Here is a 19321-nt window from a genome sequence, read left to right as displayed (position 1 = left end):
GCCTATCCTCCCGCAGGAGTCTCGAGGTGTCTGGACTGCTCCGAGGAAAAGCCAAATTTGGAGCACTATTTATTATGGTGGGATATTTTCCGTCAACAATAACACTCTCTACCAGTTCAGTTGCCCAGTGGACGGTGACTCCTGCGGGAATAGCACGAGTCCGGAGACCCCGCAGGGCGGTAGCCCGAGGAGGCTTCGGCTGTGCCCGCGGAAAGCATCCGTCCACTGGGCAACTGAACGGCGATTAGAACGCCATAATTAGTGAACGAGCCAGATACTTACGCTGAATGAAAGCAATCTACCATGCAGGCGCTTGATAAGGGTGATTTGCTTTCTCACTTTCAGATGCGCAAGTTAAGATATTTCCATTCTCGAAGTAATCCGGTATAATTTAGTATTAAGCATTTAGGAGAGGATGTCTGATCAAATGGGAGAGGCAAGAGCATATTCGAGACCAAAAGAGGATAAAATTTGGACAAAGGATTTTATATTTATTTGGTTAGCTAACTTTTTTATTTTTCTTGGTTTCCAAATGACGCTGCCAACACTCCCGCTCTATGTAAAGGAGCTTGGTGGCAGTGACCAGATGGTTGGTATCATTGTTGGGATCTTTACTTTTTCGGCATTATTATTAAGACCATTCGCCGGCCATGCATTGGAAACAAAAGGGCGTGGCTTCGTATATATTATTGGGTTAGCTATTTTTGTAATAACAATGGGGATTTATGGGTTCCTTGCAAGCATTTTTCTACTCGGATTAGTACGGGTGATTCAAGGTGCAGGCTGGGGATTTTCCACGACTGCAGGAGGAACAATTGCAACAGACTTGATTCCACCTAAGAGAAGAGGAGAGGGGATGGGGTATTTCGGATTATCTGGAAATATTGCCCTTGCCATGGGGCCGTCCCTCGGTTTATCCCTTGTTGGCATCATTTCGTTTCGGGATATCTTTTTCATCTGCGCAACACTTGGACTTACTGCATTACTTTTATCCCTTGGCATACGTTATAAAAAGGTAGAAGCACCGGAGACACAATCAAAACCTGCTCGTTTTGATGTGCTTGAGAAGACTGCGTTACAGCCTTCGATCCTTATGTTTTTCATTACGGCGACATTTGGCGGGATCGCTACCTTCTTACCACTTCATGCACTAGAGCGGAATGTAGAAGGGATTACAATGTATTTTCTTGTTTACGCGATTTTCCTTATGTTTTCCCGGCTCTTTGCAGGACAGATTTATGATAAGAAAGGACATCTCTATGTCTTCATTCCAGGTGCTCTCTTCATCTTTTCTGCCATGCTTTTACTCGCTTGGCTACCAAGTAAGACAATTTTGTTGACTGCAGCAGCGTTGTATGGATTTGGTTTTGGAACAGTACAACCGGCGCTTCAGGCCTGGGCGGTAGATAGGGCGGAAGTGAACCGGAAAGGGATGGCGAACGCAACATTCTTCTCCTTCTTTGACTTAGGGATTGGAGTTGCTGCGATTTTCTTCGGGATGCTTGCATCGAATATTAATTATGCATCGATTTATATTGCATCATCGATCTCTATTCTTTGCTCCATCATCATTTATATTTATTTTTATCTAAAAGGAAAACGGCAGCGGACCGTAATATGATTTCTTTTCACATTTATCCTTGCTTCCTTTAAAATGGAACTAAGGCAATAACATAAAGGCAGGTAGTAGGATCTTGAAACCATTAAAGGATGTTAATATCAGCAGATTATTCCCATCGGTCATCTACCGTCGGGGAGTCGATTATTATAACAAGGGCAGGGTCAGTGAACCGCTCTATGACAGGAATCATGGTGTGTGGACAACAACTGTCACCGGTACGGAAGATTATTTTGTGGAAATCGATGTAAAAGGCATCAATAAAGGAATGATTGAAACGTATTGTGATTGCCCAGCGTTCGACACATATGGCTCCTGTAAGCATATTGTAGCAACTTTGCTAATGATTCAAGCGAAGGAAGGGTCTGGGGAACAGGCAGTTTCCTATGATTATAAAATTACAGACCGGTTCATTGAGCAGATTAGCGAGCTGCAGCAATTAGACCAGAAAAATTCGAGCCTTGTCATGGACCAGACGCCGGTACAGGTAGAGTATCATTTGCATGTTAGTTATAGTGGCAATTTACTCATTGAATTGAAATTCGGCGAGAATCGCACTTATGTGGTAAAAGAACTGGCTGAACTAATCGATGCAGTCCTTTCTGGTAAAGAATACTTTTTCACGAAGAACTTCACATACAGGCCGGAGGAAAATTATCTTCTGCAATTGGATGAGGAAGTATTCCGGATGTTACATGCGATCTGGAAGAATGAAAATATTTACCACTCCACGTTCTATTCGATGACAAATTCAGCCGACAACCGGTATATGACAATCCCGCCTCTTGCCGCGCGTGAATTGCTCATGGAGCTCGCAAACCGGAAGACAACGGTTACAGTCGCTGACCGGACGTTTGAGGATGTAACGATTGCCGAAGAGGGATTCCCTTTTCAATTTATGCTTGAAAAAAGTAACGAAGCAGACATTTTGCTGCGGCTTAAAGAAGGCAGCGGTATGTCTATTTTGAAAGAATATAACATGCTGCTCAATAATGGGGTCTTTTATTTCATTACTCCAGAACAAACCGAGATTGTTGCCAACTTGTTTAAATTTAACATTAATCATCATGCGCTTGCGATTTCAAAGCAGCAAGCAGACCGTTTCTTTTCCGAAGTCATCCCGTCTTTAAAAACGGTAGGTGATGTCACGGTTGCAGAGAATATTATTGAAGAAGTCATTCAGGTGCCGCTTCAAGCGAAACTTTACCTTGAATTGCAGGATGAGGTAGTGAAAGGAAAGCTGGAATATCAATACGGAAAGCATCTCGTTAACCCATTTAATGGACGCGGGCAAAATGATGTGATCATTATCCGTGAAGTGGAGAAAGAACGGGAAATTATGGAGCTGATTGAGCATGCGAATTTCCGATATAACGGGAAGGAACTCTATCTGGAAACAATAGAAGAAGAGGAGCTTTATGAATTCCTTTATAAAATCCTCCCACTGTTGGCGGACAAAGTGGAATTGTTTCTGACGTCTGATTTGAAGTATATGATTGTAGAGCATGAACCGACAGCTACAACAAACGTGAATCTTGATTCGACTTCCAATCTGCTTGAAATCAGCTTTGATATTGACGGAGTGGATGAATCGGAAGTGGATTCCATTTTACAGGCGGTTATTGAAAAGAGACGGTTTTACCGTTTAAATAGCGGGGCAATCCTCCCGCTTGAAAATGATGCCTTTTCCTCTATAAATGAGTTTTTCGATCAGCTGGATATAAAAAAACAGGATGTGACCAGCGGAAACGTGCAAATGCCACTCTACCGGAGTACACAAATTGATGAACTGATCGATACGAAAAAAAGCTATGACCCGGAGTTCCGCTCACTCATTCATCATTTGCGTTCACCGGAAGAACATGTCGATAAATTGCCGGAAAATCTGGACGCCGATTTAAGGAATTATCAGCTGACAGGCTATCAATGGTTCAAGTCACTCAGTCGTTATCACTTAGGTGGGATTTTGGCAGATGATATGGGGCTTGGGAAAACATTGCAGACAATCGCTTATCTTGCATCTGAACCGAGTGACAAGCTGCATCTAGTCGTCGCCCCGTCTTCAGTTGTTTATAATTGGAAGAATGAATTCGATAAATTCACACCACATTTAAAGGTTGAAATATTAACCGGGACACCGGCGGAAAGACTTGAAAAAATCGAGAATAAGCAGGATGTCGATGTTTGGATCACTTCTTATTCAACAGTACGTCAGGATATCGAACAATATAGCCAACTGGACTTTCAAACGTTGATCCTGGATGAAGCTCAATATATTAAAAACTATGCAACGAAGACGTCCCAGGCAATCCGTCAGATCAATGCTTCTCGCCGCTTTGCTTTAAGTGGGACACCGATTGAGAACTCGATTGAAGAATTATGGGCCATTTTTCAAGTCATTTTGCCAGGCTTAATGCCGAATATACGAAATTTCAAGCAGCTTTCGAATGAGAGAATTGCAAGTATCACAAGACCGTTTATTTTACGCCGTCTAAAACAGGATGTATTGAAAGAATTACCGGATAAAATTGAATCTGTTAGTCTTTCTGAGTTGACCAAGGAACAAAAGGAATTGTACGTCGGTTATCTGCAGCAAGTACAGCAAGACGCTTCTGAGTCACTGCAAGATAGTGGCTTCAATAAGAACCGGATGAAGATTCTCGCAGGACTGACAAGATTGCGGCAGCTATGCTGTCACCCCTCTTTATTTATTGAGAATTACCAAGGGGAGTCGGGCAAGCTAATGCAATTAATGGAAACGGTGAAGACAGCTCTTGAAAACGACAAACGAATGCTGATATTCTCCCAATTCACGAGTATGCATGAATTGATTATTAAGGAACTGAATAAAGAAGGAATCGATTTCTTTTACCTGAGCGGAGATACGGCTTCCGAGGAACGGCAGCGTATGAGCGAACGCTTTAACGGCGGGGAGAAGAGTGTCTTCCTTATTTCGCTGAAGGCAGGGGGAACCGGATTGAACCTGACCGGTGCTGATACGGTTATCTTATATGACCTCTGGTGGAATCCAGCCGTAGAAGATCAGGCAACCGGCAGAGCCCACCGCTTTGGACAGAAAAATATCGTTCAAGTCATCCGTCTCATTGCAGAAGGAACGATTGAAGAAAAGATCTACGAATTGCAACAGAAAAAACGTGAACTCATCAACCAAGTCATTCAGCCAGGCGAACAAATGCTAAGCAGCCTGAGCGAAGATGATATTCGGGAATTATTGAGTTTGTAAATGAAAAGAAATCCTCCATATGACCCTTTATCAGAGGCAATATGGAGGATTTTTGTATGCATTAATGATTCAGCGTAAATAATTTGCGTGGTCTCCCTTTTTTATAGGGTCGTTCTTCACCAGCTATCCTAATGACATCCCCTGTTAGTAACTTATTTACCGTCCGCTCTGCACTCCGTTTCGTTACTTGATAAAACAATGCCACATCATTCGTTGAAAATGGTTCATTATTTCGGTCGGTAATAAAATCAATAAAATTATACGAAAGCTCATTATTCAAGCGAGCATCGTGGATCAATGCTTGATATAGACTTGATGTGTCGATTTCCTTTTCGACACCAATCGGTCCAATCATTTCTTGCCTTTCATTTGTGATATAACAAATACTATGATCACTTCGTAGACAGCTTTCATGCGCTATTTCGGCATTTTTCGCGGATTCAAGTGCACTGAGCCCCAGTCCGAATCCAAGATAAACAGGAAGCTTAATACCACTTTTCATTTCTTGTAATAAAGGAAATGAACGGTAATGTTCTTTCAAATGCTTATGTAGCTTCTCACTGCCGTATATAATAAATCGTCTTTCCTTTGTTTCTGTGAAGGTTGAATCTGTCCGATTGGTAAACCGTGCTAGGCTTTTCCTGATTCGCTTTAAAATATCTAAACGATGTCCGACGATTTCTGTGTTTTCATCAATTCCCTGGACTGAAATATAGCCAGTCACCATCTGTTTGTTTTCCGATTCACTTAATTTGGCAAGTGAAACGGCTTTCTCTAGCGCTTGTTTCAGCCGGAGTTCAGGTAAGTGAATGGTGCTTGCTGGGATATTTTTTTGCTGCAGAGCTGCAGTGATTTCTGCTGTACTTGCAAGAACATGATCGATATTCCCTTTTAGCCACAGCGTACTGTAGTAGGTGAGCAGGCTGTCTATATCTGGTCTCTCCCACGGGTCATGCAGGTATGGGTGAATCTGTCCATCTTCAAAGTCTAGCTCACTTTTCACATCTCTTAGGTAGGTTTCATCAAACAAATCGAAAGCAATTCGTTTAACCGGACCTTCCGCGTGTAATCGGTAGAGGGCCGCACTTATCCTATACGGGTCCAATTCAATCGGTACGGCTGGCAGGCGCTTCCTTTCAATTTGATTTCGGGCATATAAATAAGAGAGATATTCTGTAAATAAGTAAACATCACAATTATAAACGGTATCAAGGAGAGAGGTTGTCTCATTCACATTGGAATAAACGAAAGGCAACAATTCAATCTCGGCATCTTCCGGTAAAATTGCATAAACTCGGTCAATTGTTTCCTGTATTCCGAACACAGCTATCTTTACTTTCATCTCATTAACCTCCAATCATGAGAAACATCAAAATATTTACACACTATCATATTGAATTTTCGTAATATTGTCAAGAAGTAGGTTGAAAACGGATACATTTTTGTTGAACTTTTTAATCAAAGCAGGTAAAGTAGTAAGAAAGGAATAGTACGGACCTAATCCGTGATTTGTATGGTAATTATCGTTAAATTCCTAAAGAAAATTGCTAATTTGCCGATAGTTTGCGAGAATTATATTGACAAAATAGAGACTTTTGTTAGAATTTTACGTATAACGAAAGGGGGATATAAGATGAAAAAGAGTAAATTATCTATTCTTTCCGTCCTAATGTTAGCGCTTGCTTTGTTCTTGGCAGCGTGTGGTGGCGGAGGAAATGATGAAGGAGAGACAAACGGGGATACTGGCGGCGATGATGCTAGTAACGAAAATGGTGGCGAGGAAGCGGAAGCAGAAGAAGATGTGCCAGATTTTCTAAGTATGCTTACTGGTGGAACGGGTGGTACTTATTACCCGCTTGGAGGAGAAATGGCGCAAATTATTACGAGTGAGACAGGGATTCAAACAGACTCACCGTCTTCCAACGCTTCAGCAGATAACGTTATCTCGCTTCAAGAAGGCGAGGCAGAGCTTGCATTCGTGCAAACAGACGTTATAGCTTTCGCAAAAGAAGGAATTAATGCGTTTGAAGGTAATCCCGTTGATAATGTATTGGCAATTGGATCCCTTTATCCAGAAACGGTGCAAATTGTAACAACAGTTGATTCAGGTATCGAATCGGTGGCAGACCTTGCCGGTAAAAAGGTATCTGTAGGTGCACCAGGTTCAGGTACTTACATTAACGCAGAACAGATTTTCGAAGCGTATGATATGACAATGGATGATGTCGATGCCCAGCACTTGGACTTCGATGAGTCAACTGGTGGTATTCAAGACGGTAATATCGATGCAGCGTTCATCACTGCCGGTACACCAACTGGGGCAGTTGAAGGTTTAGGTGCTACAGCGGATGTTTATGTTGTGCCGATTGAGCAGGACAAGATTGATGCCATTATTGAAGAGTATCCATACTATGCGGAGGATACGATTCCTGCCGGGACATACACTGGTATTGATGAAGACATCAAGACTGTAGCGGTACTTGCGATGCTAGCGGTGACAGACTCCTTATCAGAAGATGTCGTCTATGACATTACGAAAGCAATTTATGATAATGCAGACACGATTACACACTCTAAAGGGGAATTTATTACACCTGAAACAGGGGTTGAAGGAATCGGTATCGACTTCCACCCAGGTGCGGAGCGTTACTTCAAAGAAGCAGGTGTACTTGATTAATAGAGTGTGTTAAAAAAGGAGGATGAAAAGGACCCGGGGATTCACCGGACTTTTTGAATAACCTCTAATATTAATTGAATTTTACAGGCCGGCAATCAAGACGGTAGATTAGTTTTGAACGCCGGCCGTTTTATCACGTATTAACGGTCTGTAATACCCCCACCTCTAAGCATGAGGGTAACCCTACATGTGAAGGTGGGGGTATACAGTCCGTAAAACCCTGATTCTGTTCAACTAACATTCAGTGGGGGGGGGAGAAGAAACCCCCACTGAATGAAGTTTCACTTTATTGACGAAAAAACTGGTGGTTACATAGAATGAAATTTAAAAAGATGATTATTGCCTTTATAATCCTAGTGCTTATTGTCCTCATTTTATTTATCCCCACGCACACGGCACTCGTATTTTATAACGAAAATACGGAGGAGATTGCCGCTTTTCTACCGATGAATGAAGGGGATCAATTCGATATTATATTTACTCATTCCATCCACCTGACAGATGTTGAGGAGAAATATGTCGTAACAGCAGATTTAAATATTGAACAATATGAAATGATTTTTGAATCTTTTGGAATTGGGATGCCTTCCAATGCGGAGGAAGGTCAGACATTCGAAGTGAAGGATGGGTTGTATCACATTGGTAATATGAATAACATATTCGAATCTCTGCTTATCCGCAATGGAAAAACCGTGTCCGAACATCGGCTCCGCTGGCAATATGCGGGTGATGATGAAGTGCAGATGGTCTGGTTCAATGATTACTTTGAACCGGGTGCATGGTATACGGTGAAAATAGATAAACTTCCGTTATGGAAATACTTGAAAGGAGTGAAGATAGATGAGTGACAAAAATGAAAAGGTTGACGTTGAACAATTGTCGGAAGAAGAACAGCAGAAGTTGATGGAGAAATATGACACGGAATCAAACCAGAGAAAGTTAGGTGGGATTCTTGGATGGGTTGTCTTTCTTACCCTGATTGCTTTTTCTTTATTCCATCTTTACACCGGAGCATTTGGTGCCAAAACGGCATATATCCAACGGACGATTCACCTAGGATTTGCTTTATCACTCATTTTCTTACTATTCCCGGCGAAAAAGGGATTAAAGAAATCAAGTGTTCCATGGTATGACTGGATACTCATAATCTTGTCTATTATCGTTTGTGCATACTGGCCCTTATTCTATGATGATTTAGTAGTAAAGGTCGGTAGTATTGATAACACGCAAATGATTATTGGAGGAATAGCAATTCTGCTCGTTTTAGAAGCAGCAAGACGAGCGGTTGGTTTGCCAATCGTCATTATTGCATCCTTGTTTCTTGCCTATGCGTACTTTGGTCAGTCCATGCCAGGGATGCTCGCACACCGTGGGATGACGTTAAATCAGTTGATTAATACGATGTTCTTTACGACGGAAGGAATTTTAGGAACACCGATTCAAGTGTCTTCCACTTATATTTTCTTATTCCTGTTATTTGGGGCTTTTTTAGTTCAGACAGGTGTTGGACTTTACTTTAATGACTTGGCACTGGCAATTGCAGGACGCCGGGTTGGAGGACCTGCTAAAGTAGCGATTTTCTCAAGTGCTTTAAATGGTACAATCTCCGGAAGTTCTGTAGCGAATACGGTGACAACTGGATCTTATACGATTCCGATGATGAAACGGCTCGGATACAGACCAAACTTTGCTGGTGCGGTGGAAGCAGCCTCTTCAACTGGAGGGCAGATTATGCCACCGATTATGGGGGCAGCAGCGTTCCTTATGATTGAATTTGCGGGCGTTCCGTATTGGGATATTGCTAAAGCAGCGGTTATCCCCGCATTACTTTATTTCACTGGTATTTGGGTGATGACTCACTTGGAAGCGAAACGACTAGGGTTAGTTGGATTGCCAAAAGAAGAGCTGCCGGATAAAGTGCAAGTGTTGAAAAAACTGTACTTGCTCTTACCAATTCTAGCGATTGTCTATTTCCTGTTTGAAGGTTTTAGTATTGAGCGGACTGCTCTTTATGGTATCCTTGCTGCGATTCTTGTAAGTATGTTCAGTAAAGATACGAATATGTTCCTTGATGAGAATGGCAAATTTACTCTTGGTAAATTACTTACTGCGTTAACGGACGGCGCGCGGACGGCATTAGGTGTAGCGGCAGCGACAGCCTGTGCAGGGATTATTGTTGGAGTGGTGACAAGAAGTGGCCTCGGATTGAAATTAGGAAACAGTTTAGTTGGGCTCGCGGAAAGTATTGCATTTAATGATATGATGCTTATCTTGCTTACCCTATTCTTTACGATGATTACTTCTATTATTATTGGAATGGGGTCACCAACAACTGCTAACTATATTATTACTTCAACGATTGCTTTACCGGCGATTTTAACATTGAGTGATCAATTAGAAATGGCGATTCCAGTTCTAGCCGCCCACATGTTTGTGTTCTTCTTTGGAATTGTGGCGGATATTACCCCGCCAGTAGCGCTGGCGGCTTTTGCAGCTACGGGGATATCGGGCGGGGAACCGATACGTACGGGAGTGAATGCGACGAAGCTTGCAATTGCAGCCTTTATCATCCCGTATATGTTTATCTTTGAACCACAGCTCTTGATGATCGATGTCACCTTTCTAGGCTTGACATGGATTATTATTACGGCTCTTACCGGTATGATTGCAATTGGAGCAGGCTTAATCGGGTATTGGTACCGGAAGCTGGCCTGGTTTGAGCGGATCATTGCCTTTGTTGCAGGTATCTTGCTCATGTACCCAGAAGGAAACTCTGACCTGATTGGAGCAATTATTTTCGCAGTTATGCTTGTGATTCAGTTCATGGGTAAAAATAAAAATAACAGCAATGAGGAAAAGCAAGCGGCAAATGCGTTATAAGAGAAGGGAGGTCCTGATATCCAGGAGCCTCTCTTTTGCTTATACTTATCCATTCGGTATCATGAACTAAATATTGATATAAAGGCTGGTTGGGTATGACAAGGCAATATGACTTTACGGAAGGAAATATTTTAAAGCAATTATTCTATTTCTCCTGGCCGATTCTGCTTACGAACTTACTGCAGACATCCTATCAATTTATCGATAGTTTATGGGTTGGTAACTTACTTGGCGCAACTTCACTTGGAGCAATTGGAATATCTAGTACGATTCTATTCACTGTCCTCGCGTTTATCATCGGACTAAATAATGCGGCGCTCACAATTCTTTCCCAGCAAAAGGGGAAGCAGAATGATGATGGCTTGAAGCGCTATTTGAACGCATTTGTTGTACTTTTGACCTCACTCGCTGTCCTTCTCGGTATCATTGGTTTCTTCTTCGCTGAACAATTGTTGAATCTATTAGGCACGCCGGAAACGATGTTACAAGATGCAAAGGCGTATCTCCAAATTAATTTCATGGGGATTTTATTTTTATTTGGGTACAACTTCATCAGTACGGTCATGCGTGCACTTGGTGATAGTAAGACGCCACTTCGGTTTGTAACAGTCGCCGTACTTGCAAACGTTGTCCTTGATCCATTATTCATTTCGGTGTTTGGTTGGGGAATTCAAGGAGCAGGTTATGCAACGGTTGTGTCTCAGGGACTTGCATTTCTATATGGATTCTTTCATATGAGACGTGAGCGCTTGGCACCGTTTACCGTTCCAACTATTCCTGCTTTAAAAGATATTCGTCTGATCTTTCACCTTGGTATTCCATCTGGTCTGCAGATGGCGGTTATTTCAGGTGGTTCCGCTGCAATCATGAGTGTCGTTACGTCATTTGGAGGACCGGTTGTTGCCGGGTTTACAAGTGCGCAACGTCTCGATAGTATTATCATGCTTCCTGCACAAGCATTAAGTACAGCTATAACGAGCATGGCAGGACAAAACATAGGGGTCAGAAACTGGAAGCGGGTAGACAAAATTGCAAAATATGGTGTGTTATTTAACTTTGCGATTATGGTTACGATTGGCATATTCATTATTTTATTTGGTGAATATGGAATCAAATTGTTTACGCGCGATGAGGCCTCGGTTGATTTCGGTGCCAGGTATTTATCGATTATTGCACTCTGTTATCCATTTTTAGGAATTAATTTTATTTTAAATGGAGTTGTACGGGCAGCAGGAGCGATGTATCAAGTGCTCATCTTAAATGTATTATCCTTTTGGGTGTTGCGTTATCCGCTTACTTGGCTCTTCTCTAAGTGGTTCGGTGAAACAGGGATTGCGATGGGGATGGGTGTAAGCTTTATGATTAGCAGTATTTTTGCATTTTTATATTATCGTTATGGAAGATTCCGAGAAAAAGACTTATTCGAATCGAAAGATAATTAGTATAATGATAGAATAGAATTAGTTGCAGAAAAAGGAGGAATTTACATGGTAAAAGCAATTCAAACAGAAAATGCACCAGCAGCAATCGGGCCATATTCACAAGCGATCCAGGCAGGAGAGTTCCTATATATTTCCGGACAGATTCCAGTCGATCCGGAAACAGGGAAGATCGCAGAAGGTATTGAGAAACAGACAGAACAAGTAATGGAAAATCTAAAGGCAATCTTGAGAGAAGCGGAGACCGATTTTTCCCAAGCAGTTAAATTTACGATTTATTTAAGCTCTATGGAACACTTTGGCTCGGTGAATGAAGTTTATGGTTCATACTTAATCGAGCCTTATCCGGCACGAGCTACAATTGAAGTGAGCCGGTTACCGAAAGATGTTCTAGTGGAAATTGATTGCATTGCGCATATCGGGTAATCGAGGGGATTTCTTATTCCTGACTTAATTCGCTGTCCGTCCGGAATATGGAGTGTTCTTAGAGGAGTGGAAGTTACAGACCGTTAATACGTGATAAAGTGAAACTCATTCAGTGGGGAATCCTTACTTCCCCACTGAATGTTAGTTGAACAGAATCAGGTATTTACGGACTGTTTATCCCCAGCCTTCGCATATTGGGTTCCCTTATGTTTAGAGTAAGGGATATTACAGACCGTTAATACGTGATAAGCGCCGGCTTTTTTCGACAAAAGGGACCAAATTATTTCCTGGGAAATGACGAACAAAGTCGAAAGCTCCCTTGCAGGTTAAAAACGCGATTCGTTTCGCAACACGTGGGACTGCAATTACTCGTCCCATCGAAGGGCGTTTGCACCAGCGCAACCTGTGCGGTGTAGCAATGAAAAAAGAAGAACTTGCTCATTCAAATTGAGCAAGTTCTTCTTTTATGGCAACTCTTATTTTATCAAGGCATTCTTCCGGTGTTTTCCCGAAGACTCTCTTGTTATTGACTAATGCATACGGGCGGACGGCACATAATCCACAGAAGTTCAAGCATTCATTCATGATGACTGCAACTTCCGGAAATTCGGATTCTAAAATACCTTCAACATCGACTAACGTAATGGTATTTCCATCGCAAATTTCTACGACAACAATTCCCAATTCCATCACACTTTCTCTGTAGGCTAAACTTGTATGCCTATGTTGTCCTATTATTGTTGCTAGTATAATCGGATGCTTGTCTAAATGCAATAATTCTGCATGGAAAGGCCGGAACTAAGCGTTAAGCTTTTGTTCCGGCCTGTTTGTTTATTCGTCTATTTATTGTTTAAGCATAGAAAACAGTTTCGAATCTTTTTCTTCGTATTCGGATGTGTACCATGTGTAAAGCATGATGACACCACTTAGGATAAGTAGTCCGCTTGTAATATAGAAGACGGCAGAGAAACCGAATGATGCTGCAATCAGACCACCGAGTGCAGGTCCGATGACGTTACCTAAAAAGCGAAGGCTGGTATTGTAACCAAGGACTTCCCCTTGCATCGATAGTGGAGCGGCTTGCCGGATATAAGCGATCCTAAGTGGCACAATTCCACCGAGAGCGACACCAAGCAGGAATCTTAGAATAACAAGCTGCCATACACTTGAGACTAAGGCGCCTGGTAAATAGACAAGCCCTGCAGCGAATAAGAGGACCGTTAGTACTTTGACATGACCAACCTTATCTCCGAGCTTACCTAATCTGCGCGAAAATAGAAGATTCCCGAGTCCTGCTGCCGAGAATGCCATTCCGGCGAAAAAGGCGATGTTCACTGGTCCATGAATTTCCTCTACGAATAAAGAGAGGATTGGCTGGATACTGAAATGCGCCACTTGTATGAGTAACGATAACAACATAACGACAAGCAGTACCGGTCTACTGATAATATGCTTCAGCACTTCTTTACTAGTATATGTTTTATAGTCTCGTTCATCTTTTGAAACTTTAATTTGAACTTCTTTAACGAAGAATACGAGAATAGCAGAGATGAAGATTGTAACGGATACCCATTTGAATGTATTCATAAATCCAAACGCATCTGCTAAAGCCCCGCCGAGCATTGGTCCCATTAATGCACCGGTGACACTACCTGTCTGTAGGGTGCCAAGTACTTTACCAGCTGTTTCTTTAGGTGTTTGAACAGCTATAAGCGCCTGGGACATTGGAATAAAGCCTGTCACAATTCCCATAATTAATCGCAATAAAAAAAGCTGCCAAACTGTTGTGGCAAACCCCATCAATAGTACAGATAGTCCAATCCCGACGGCGGACATGATTAAAATCTTTTTTCTTCCGTAACGGTCGCCAATTTTACCCCAGATCGGTGAAAAGATAAATGCAGTAATGAACGTAACTGCAAATGTCAGTCCTGACCACGTTTGTACATACGCATCAGAGAAATTACCCATTGAAGCGATGTACAATGAAATAAATGGAACTACCATTGTCATACTTCCGCTAACAAAAAAGTTAGCAAACCACATGATTGCCAAATTTCGATTTGTTATTCGATGATAACTAATTTGTAATGCCCTTCCTTCCAACGAAATGTTTCGTTACTCTAAATATAACGTATCCCGAAGTAAAAATAAAGGGATTAGCTCATACAGTGAAACTTCAATTAGAGGGTCTTTCCTCTGAATGTTACGTGAACTAATCGGGCCGTTGCTGGTTGTTAAATCTCCCTATCTAGCTATCTATATTCCTGAAATTTTTTGATGGAGTAATCTTATCTCCAGTACTACTATTATAAATACATAAAGTTCCAAAATGTAAAGGCGGCTATTTTATAGTGTTCATTTTTCCAGAGAAAAGGTATAATAAGTGCAAGTTCCCTTTCTGTAAATAGGGAGCAAGGGAAGAAGACATTTAACTTCTCTACTAAAGGAGTGTTTACAATGCGAAAACTAACAAAATCGATATTATCCCTTCTATTAATAGCAGTATTATTGGTCAGTCTTGCTACACCTGCAGGGGCCGTATCTGAAAGCATTCTCATTTATGGGGAGAAACTTTCAGAGTCCCAGCGTCAGGAAGTCCGGGCTGCATTAAAGCTTGGTGAGAATGCTGCGGTGGAAGAACATGATGTGACCGGACAAGATTATGCGAATTACATTGACGGGAACCCAAATGCGAATATGTATTCTTCTGCACTGATTACGATGGACAATGGCGGAGAAGGGCTCGTCGTTAATATCTTGACACCGGGAAACATTACAAAGGTAACAAGTGAAATGTACGAGAACGCACTGCTTACTGCCGGTGCTGAAAATGTGACGGTCGATGTCGTCTCGCCAGTTGCGGTAACCGGACACTCGGCACTAACTGGTATTTATAAAGCGTATGATGTGGAAGGGGTAGAGCTCGATAAGGAGCGGATGGAGCTTGCAAATGATGAGCTCGTTGTAGCGACAGATCTCGCTGAAAATGAAGATGTCTCAGAAGAAGATGTCGCTCATCTTTTAACGGAAATTAAGCAAATGATCGCTGAACAGAACCCGGTAACGCGGGAAGAAGTAGAAGAAATTGTGTCTGAACAATTAAGTAGACTGGAAATCAATTTAAGTGATGAAGACAGGCAAATGTTGATCAACCTAGTGGACCGGATGCGCGAGTTGGATATTGATTTCGGTAGTGTGCGTGATCAATTAAAGGATATCGCAAAAAGTGTTGCTGATCGGGCTGAAGAGCTAGGTCTTGATGAAGGATTCTGGAAAAAAGTTGCCAACTTCTTCTCCGAGATGTTCGGAGCATTGAGCAATTTCTTTAAAGGATTATTTAACTAAAAGACAAAGGCGCAAGTGCTCTTACAGAGTGGACGTGGCTAGTACTCTCATAGTTAGTTATCTGCAGCATTTCCATTTTGTGGTTCCACGTGTAAGTACAAAGGCAGGGGTGTTTTATACTCCCTGTCTTTTCTTTGCAATATTGTAATATACTTTTATGCTTATACCCGCTAATATTTCAAGAACATTACACCTAGGCGATTATGTAGGAAAACTGTAACTCCTGTCACGGACTCTTAATTCTCCTGTAACTGTATTCCTCTTTTTCCTGTGGTACTATAGTGACTGTCAGAAATTAAGGAGGAATTGATTTGAAGAAAATAGTAGCGGCTTTAGTGACGGGATTAGTCTTGTCAAGTGCAGCTGTAACTACTGCTTCAGCAGAACAGCACGAAGTTCAATCAGGAGAAAACCTATGGGATATCGCAAATGAGTACAATACAACGGTTGACAAACTTGTCCAAGTCAATGATTTAAAAACGACAGTAATTCAACCAAAGCAAACTTTATATATAAATAACACATACGTCGTACAACAAGGAGATACCTTACTCAGCATCGCAAAAGAACATCAAGTTTCCCTCGAGGAACTAAAAGAGTGGAATGACTTGGATTCAGAACTGATTGTCATTGGTCAGAAATTAGAAATCCAAGGTGTAGCTGTCGATCAAACGGTAAGCGAGGCTCCTAAAGCAAAAGAAGAACAACCGGCTGCGAAGAAGGAAGAAGCACAAGCAACACAACCGGCACCAGAACAACAAACAAGCAGCAATAAAGAAGATTCATCTAATAAAACAAAAGAACAAAAGCCCGAGGGGAAAACAATTTCCGTAACATCAACTGCATATACAGCAAGTTGTGATGGTTGTTCAGGAGTTACTGCCACTGGCATTGACTTGAATAAGGATCCGAACGCTAAAGTAATCGCGGTAGACCCAAGTGTGATTCCCTTAGGTACGAAAGTTCATGTAGAAGGTTATGGTTACGCAATTGCAGGTGATACCGGCGGAGCAATTAAAGGAAATAAAATTGACGTTCACGTCCCATCGAAAGGCGAAGCAACTAACTGGGGTGTGCGTACTGTTAACGTAACAATTGTAGAGTAATAGATTTAGAATACTAACACATAGATAAAAAGGAAAGCATCCATTTAAATGGGGTGCTTTCCTTTTGTGCTTAATTTATATATTTCCTTTGGTGAATGCGATTAGAGTGACAGGAAGTTTATCACGCATTAACGGTCTGTAATACCCCCAATGAATGAAGTTCCACTTTATGGAGGAAAAAATCGGGGTAGCTTTTAACTTTTGCTCGTGTCTATGTTAAACTTATAGAGAGAAAAGTAAGCGCATACATCATTGTGTTAGGGAGGGTTTATTCATATGTCTAGTAAAGCGTTGGAGCAGTTTCTGCGTGATAATATTGCAGATTTAAAGAACAGGGGTTTATATAATGAAATTGATACGGTGGAAGGAGCGAATGGACCGGAGATACAAATCGGCGGCCGAAAGCTGATCAATCTTTCCTCAAACAACTATCTGGGACTTGCAACGAACGATACGCTTAAAGTGGTGTCGAAAGAGGCAATTGACACCCATGGAGTAGGAGCAGGGGCAGTCCGAACGATCAATGGCACACTTGATTTACATCAGAAGTTAGAAGAAAAAATAGCAGCATTTAAAGGAACAGAAGCGGCAATTTCCTATCAGTCTGGTTTTAATTGTAATATGGCTGCCATTTCGGCTGTCATGAACAAGGATGACGCTATTTTATCCGATGCATTAAACCATGCCTCGATCATTGATGGCTGCCGGCTTTCCCGAGCGAAAATCATTCGCTATAAGCATTCGGATATGAATGACTTACGAAAGCAAGCAAAGGAAGCGGTTGAGTCTGGTAAATATAATAAAATTATGGTCATAACGGACGGCGTTTTTTCAATGGATGGGGACATTGCAAAACTTCCTGAAATCGTGGAGATTGCGGAAGAACTAGACCTCATCACATATGTCGATGATGCTCACGGGTCTGGTGTACTTGGAAACGGTGCCGGAACAGTAAAACATTTCGGTCTCCAGGATAAAGTTGACCTGCAGATGGGGACGTTATCAAAAGCAATTGGCGTTGTCGGAGGTTATGTAGCAGGGAAACAAAACCTGATTGATTGGTTGAAGGTCGCTTCTCGTCCGTTTTTATTCTCGACAGCAGTTACCCCGGCAGATGCAGCAGCGAGTACAAAGGCAATCGAACTATTAATGGAAAGCAATGAATTAGTTGAGAAGCTTTGGGAAAATGGTGCTTATTTGAAAGCGGAATTGAAAAAGTTAGGCTTTGATATTGGGAATAGTGAAACACCAATCACCCCAGTCATTATCGGCGAGGAGAAAGTGACACAGGAATTCAGCAAACGTTTGTTTGAATCTGGTGTCTATGCAAAATCGATTGTCTTCCCGACGGTTCCGCGGGGTACTGGACGTGTCCGCAATATGCCAACAGCAGCACATACGAAGGAAATGCTTGATGAGGCGATTGAAGTTTATAAAAGAATTGGGAAAGAGATGGGCATGATTGAATAAGAAGAATATAGATATAGAAAAAGAGTGAAAGGAATTTTGCCATGAAAAAAATTCTCGTAACAGGCGCATGCGGCCAAATCGGTTCGGAATTGGTGATTAAACTACGAGAGCTTTATGGAGAAAATAATGTGGTTGCGACAGATATTAAGAAACCGCAAGATGGGTCAGAAGATTCCTTATTTGAAATAGTAGATGTCATGGATGAGAAGCATCTCTATGAAACTGCGAAAAAGCATCAAGTGGATACGATGCTGCACTTAGCTGCAATATTATCATTTAAAGCAGAGGAAACGCCAAGGCTTGCCTGGAGATTAAACATGGGCGGCTTGGTAAACGCCTTAGAAGTTGCTCGCGAGCTTAATCTAAAGTTTTTCACACCAAGTTCCATCGGTGCCTTTGGTCCGAAAACACCAAAGGAAAACACCCCACAGGAAACATTGCAACGGCCTACCACGATGTATGGGATTAATAAAGTGGCGGGAGAGCTACTCGCGGACTATTACTTCGAGCGTTATGGTGTTGATACGAGAAGTGTTCGTTATCCTGGACTCATTTCTTCCAAAACATTGCCAGGAGGAGGCACGACCGATTATGCTGTCGAGATATTCTATGAAGCACTGAAAAATAAAAAATATAAGTGCTATATTGCTGAGGGGACGTATATGGATATGATGTATCTTCCCGATGCGCTTCAGGCGGTGATTGATTTAATGGAAGCAGATCCGGATAAACTCATTCACCGAAACGCATTTAATATTACAGCATTCTCCGCCGCCCCAGAAGATTTCGCAAAGGTGATAGAGCAGCATATCCCGGATTTCCAGATGACTTATGAAGTCGACCCGGTCCGGCAAAGGATTGCGGATAGCTGGCCGAACCGCCTTGACGCAACAGCGGCTAGAGAAGAGTGGGGATTTAAATATAATTATGATTTGGAAAAAATGGCGAAGGAAATGCTTGAGCTGTTAAGTAATAAATTAGGGTTAAACTATGTATCTTGAGATTAAGCGAATCAAAAAAAAGACATGAAGAAATACGTGTGTATTTCGTTCATGTCTTTTTCTTGTTGAAATACTTTTGTAGTTGAATAGCTGCAGACGCTGTTTCTTTGGT

The 19321-nt window shown here is 41.9% G+C and carries 14 protein-coding genes; 11 read left to right on the top strand and 3 right to left on the bottom strand.

What is annotated here, in order from left to right; all coding sequences use genetic code 11:
- Positions 1 to 415 precede the first annotated feature (415 nt).
- Both IEX94_RS02140 and IEX94_RS02135 read left to right on the top strand, forming a co-directional pair.
- The gene (locus IEX94_RS02140; protein WP_188855840.1) at positions 416 to 1621 is read left to right on the top strand and encodes an MFS transporter; all 1206 of its coding nucleotides are present in this window, start codon (positions 416 to 418) and stop codon (positions 1619 to 1621) included.
- Between the two features lie 73 nt (positions 1622 to 1694).
- Entirely contained in the window at positions 1695 to 4862 is a 3168-nt protein-coding gene (locus tag IEX94_RS02135) for a DEAD/DEAH box helicase (RefSeq protein ID WP_188855839.1), read from the top strand.
- 61 nt (positions 4863 to 4923) lie between these two features.
- Here the strand turns inward: IEX94_RS02135 and IEX94_RS02130 are convergent, their stop codons facing one another.
- Entirely contained in the window at positions 4924 to 6204 is a 1281-nt protein-coding gene (locus IEX94_RS02130) for a hypothetical protein (protein ID WP_188855838.1), read from the bottom strand.
- 291 nt (positions 6205 to 6495) lie between these two features.
- On the opposite strand from IEX94_RS02130, the gene IEX94_RS02125 reads away from it, so the two are divergent.
- The 5 genes from IEX94_RS02125 to IEX94_RS02105 all read left to right on the top strand — a co-directional run bounded on the left by IEX94_RS02125 (position 6496) and on the right by IEX94_RS02105 (position 12284).
- Complete coding sequence (locus tag IEX94_RS02125) at positions 6496 to 7539, top strand: TAXI family TRAP transporter solute-binding subunit (RefSeq protein ID WP_188855837.1); 1044 nt, start codon at positions 6496 to 6498, stop codon at positions 7537 to 7539.
- A 317-nt stretch (positions 7540 to 7856) separates the two neighbouring features.
- Positions 7857 to 8387 carry a DUF1850 domain-containing protein gene (locus tag IEX94_RS02120; protein ID WP_188855836.1) on the top strand — a complete coding sequence of 177 codons (531 nt, stop codon included), beginning with the start codon at positions 7857 to 7859 and terminating at the stop codon, positions 8385 to 8387.
- The gene (locus tag IEX94_RS02115) at positions 8380 to 10419 is read left to right on the top strand and encodes a TRAP transporter permease (RefSeq protein WP_188855835.1); all 2040 of its coding nucleotides are present in this window, start codon (positions 8380 to 8382) and stop codon (positions 10417 to 10419) included. Before IEX94_RS02120 ends, IEX94_RS02115 begins: the two co-directional genes overlap by 8 nt.
- 95 nt (positions 10420 to 10514) lie before the next feature.
- On the top strand, positions 10515 to 11861 hold the full coding sequence (locus IEX94_RS02110) for an MATE family efflux transporter (protein WP_188855834.1): 1347 nt from the start codon (positions 10515 to 10517) through the stop codon (positions 11859 to 11861).
- A gap of 45 nt (positions 11862 to 11906) precedes the next feature.
- A complete protein-coding gene (locus tag IEX94_RS02105; RefSeq protein ID WP_188855833.1) occupies positions 11907 to 12284 on the top strand; it encodes a RidA family protein in 378 nt (125 codons plus the stop codon).
- Positions 12285 to 12722: 438 nt separating this feature from the next.
- Here the strand turns inward: IEX94_RS02105 and IEX94_RS02100 are convergent, their stop codons facing one another.
- Positions 12723 to 12968 carry a YuzB family protein gene (locus IEX94_RS02100; RefSeq protein WP_188855923.1) on the bottom strand — a complete coding sequence of 82 codons (246 nt, stop codon included), beginning with the start codon at positions 12966 to 12968 and terminating at the stop codon, positions 12723 to 12725.
- Positions 12969 to 13127: 159 nt separating this feature from the next.
- A complete protein-coding gene (locus IEX94_RS02095) occupies positions 13128 to 14330 on the bottom strand; it encodes an MFS transporter (protein ID WP_188855922.1) in 1203 nt (400 codons plus the stop codon).
- A gap of 414 nt (positions 14331 to 14744) precedes the next feature.
- Between IEX94_RS02095 and IEX94_RS02090 the strand changes: the two genes are divergently transcribed.
- The 4 genes from IEX94_RS02090 (at position 14745) to IEX94_RS02075 (ending at position 19209) form a co-directional block, all read left to right on the top strand.
- On the top strand, positions 14745 to 15632 hold the full coding sequence (locus IEX94_RS02090) for a DUF1002 domain-containing protein (RefSeq protein ID WP_188855832.1): 888 nt from the start codon (positions 14745 to 14747) through the stop codon (positions 15630 to 15632).
- A 311-nt stretch (positions 15633 to 15943) separates the two neighbouring features.
- Complete coding sequence (locus IEX94_RS02085; RefSeq protein WP_188855831.1) at positions 15944 to 16738, top strand: 3D domain-containing protein; 795 nt, start codon at positions 15944 to 15946, stop codon at positions 16736 to 16738.
- 276 nt (positions 16739 to 17014) lie between these two features.
- Entirely contained in the window at positions 17015 to 18208 is a 1194-nt protein-coding gene (locus IEX94_RS02080) for a glycine C-acetyltransferase (RefSeq protein WP_188855830.1), read from the top strand.
- A 41-nt stretch (positions 18209 to 18249) separates the two neighbouring features.
- A complete protein-coding gene (locus tag IEX94_RS02075) occupies positions 18250 to 19209 on the top strand; it encodes an L-threonine 3-dehydrogenase (RefSeq protein ID WP_188855829.1) in 960 nt (319 codons plus the stop codon).
- The last annotated feature ends 112 nt before the right edge of the window (positions 19210 to 19321 follow it).

Origin of the sequence: Oceanobacillus indicireducens, assembly GCF_014647195.1 — a bacterium.
Taxonomy (GTDB): Bacteria; Bacillota; Bacilli; order Bacillales; family Amphibacillaceae; genus Oceanobacillus; species Oceanobacillus indicireducens.
This window is presented reverse-complemented; position numbering and strand designations above follow the sequence as displayed.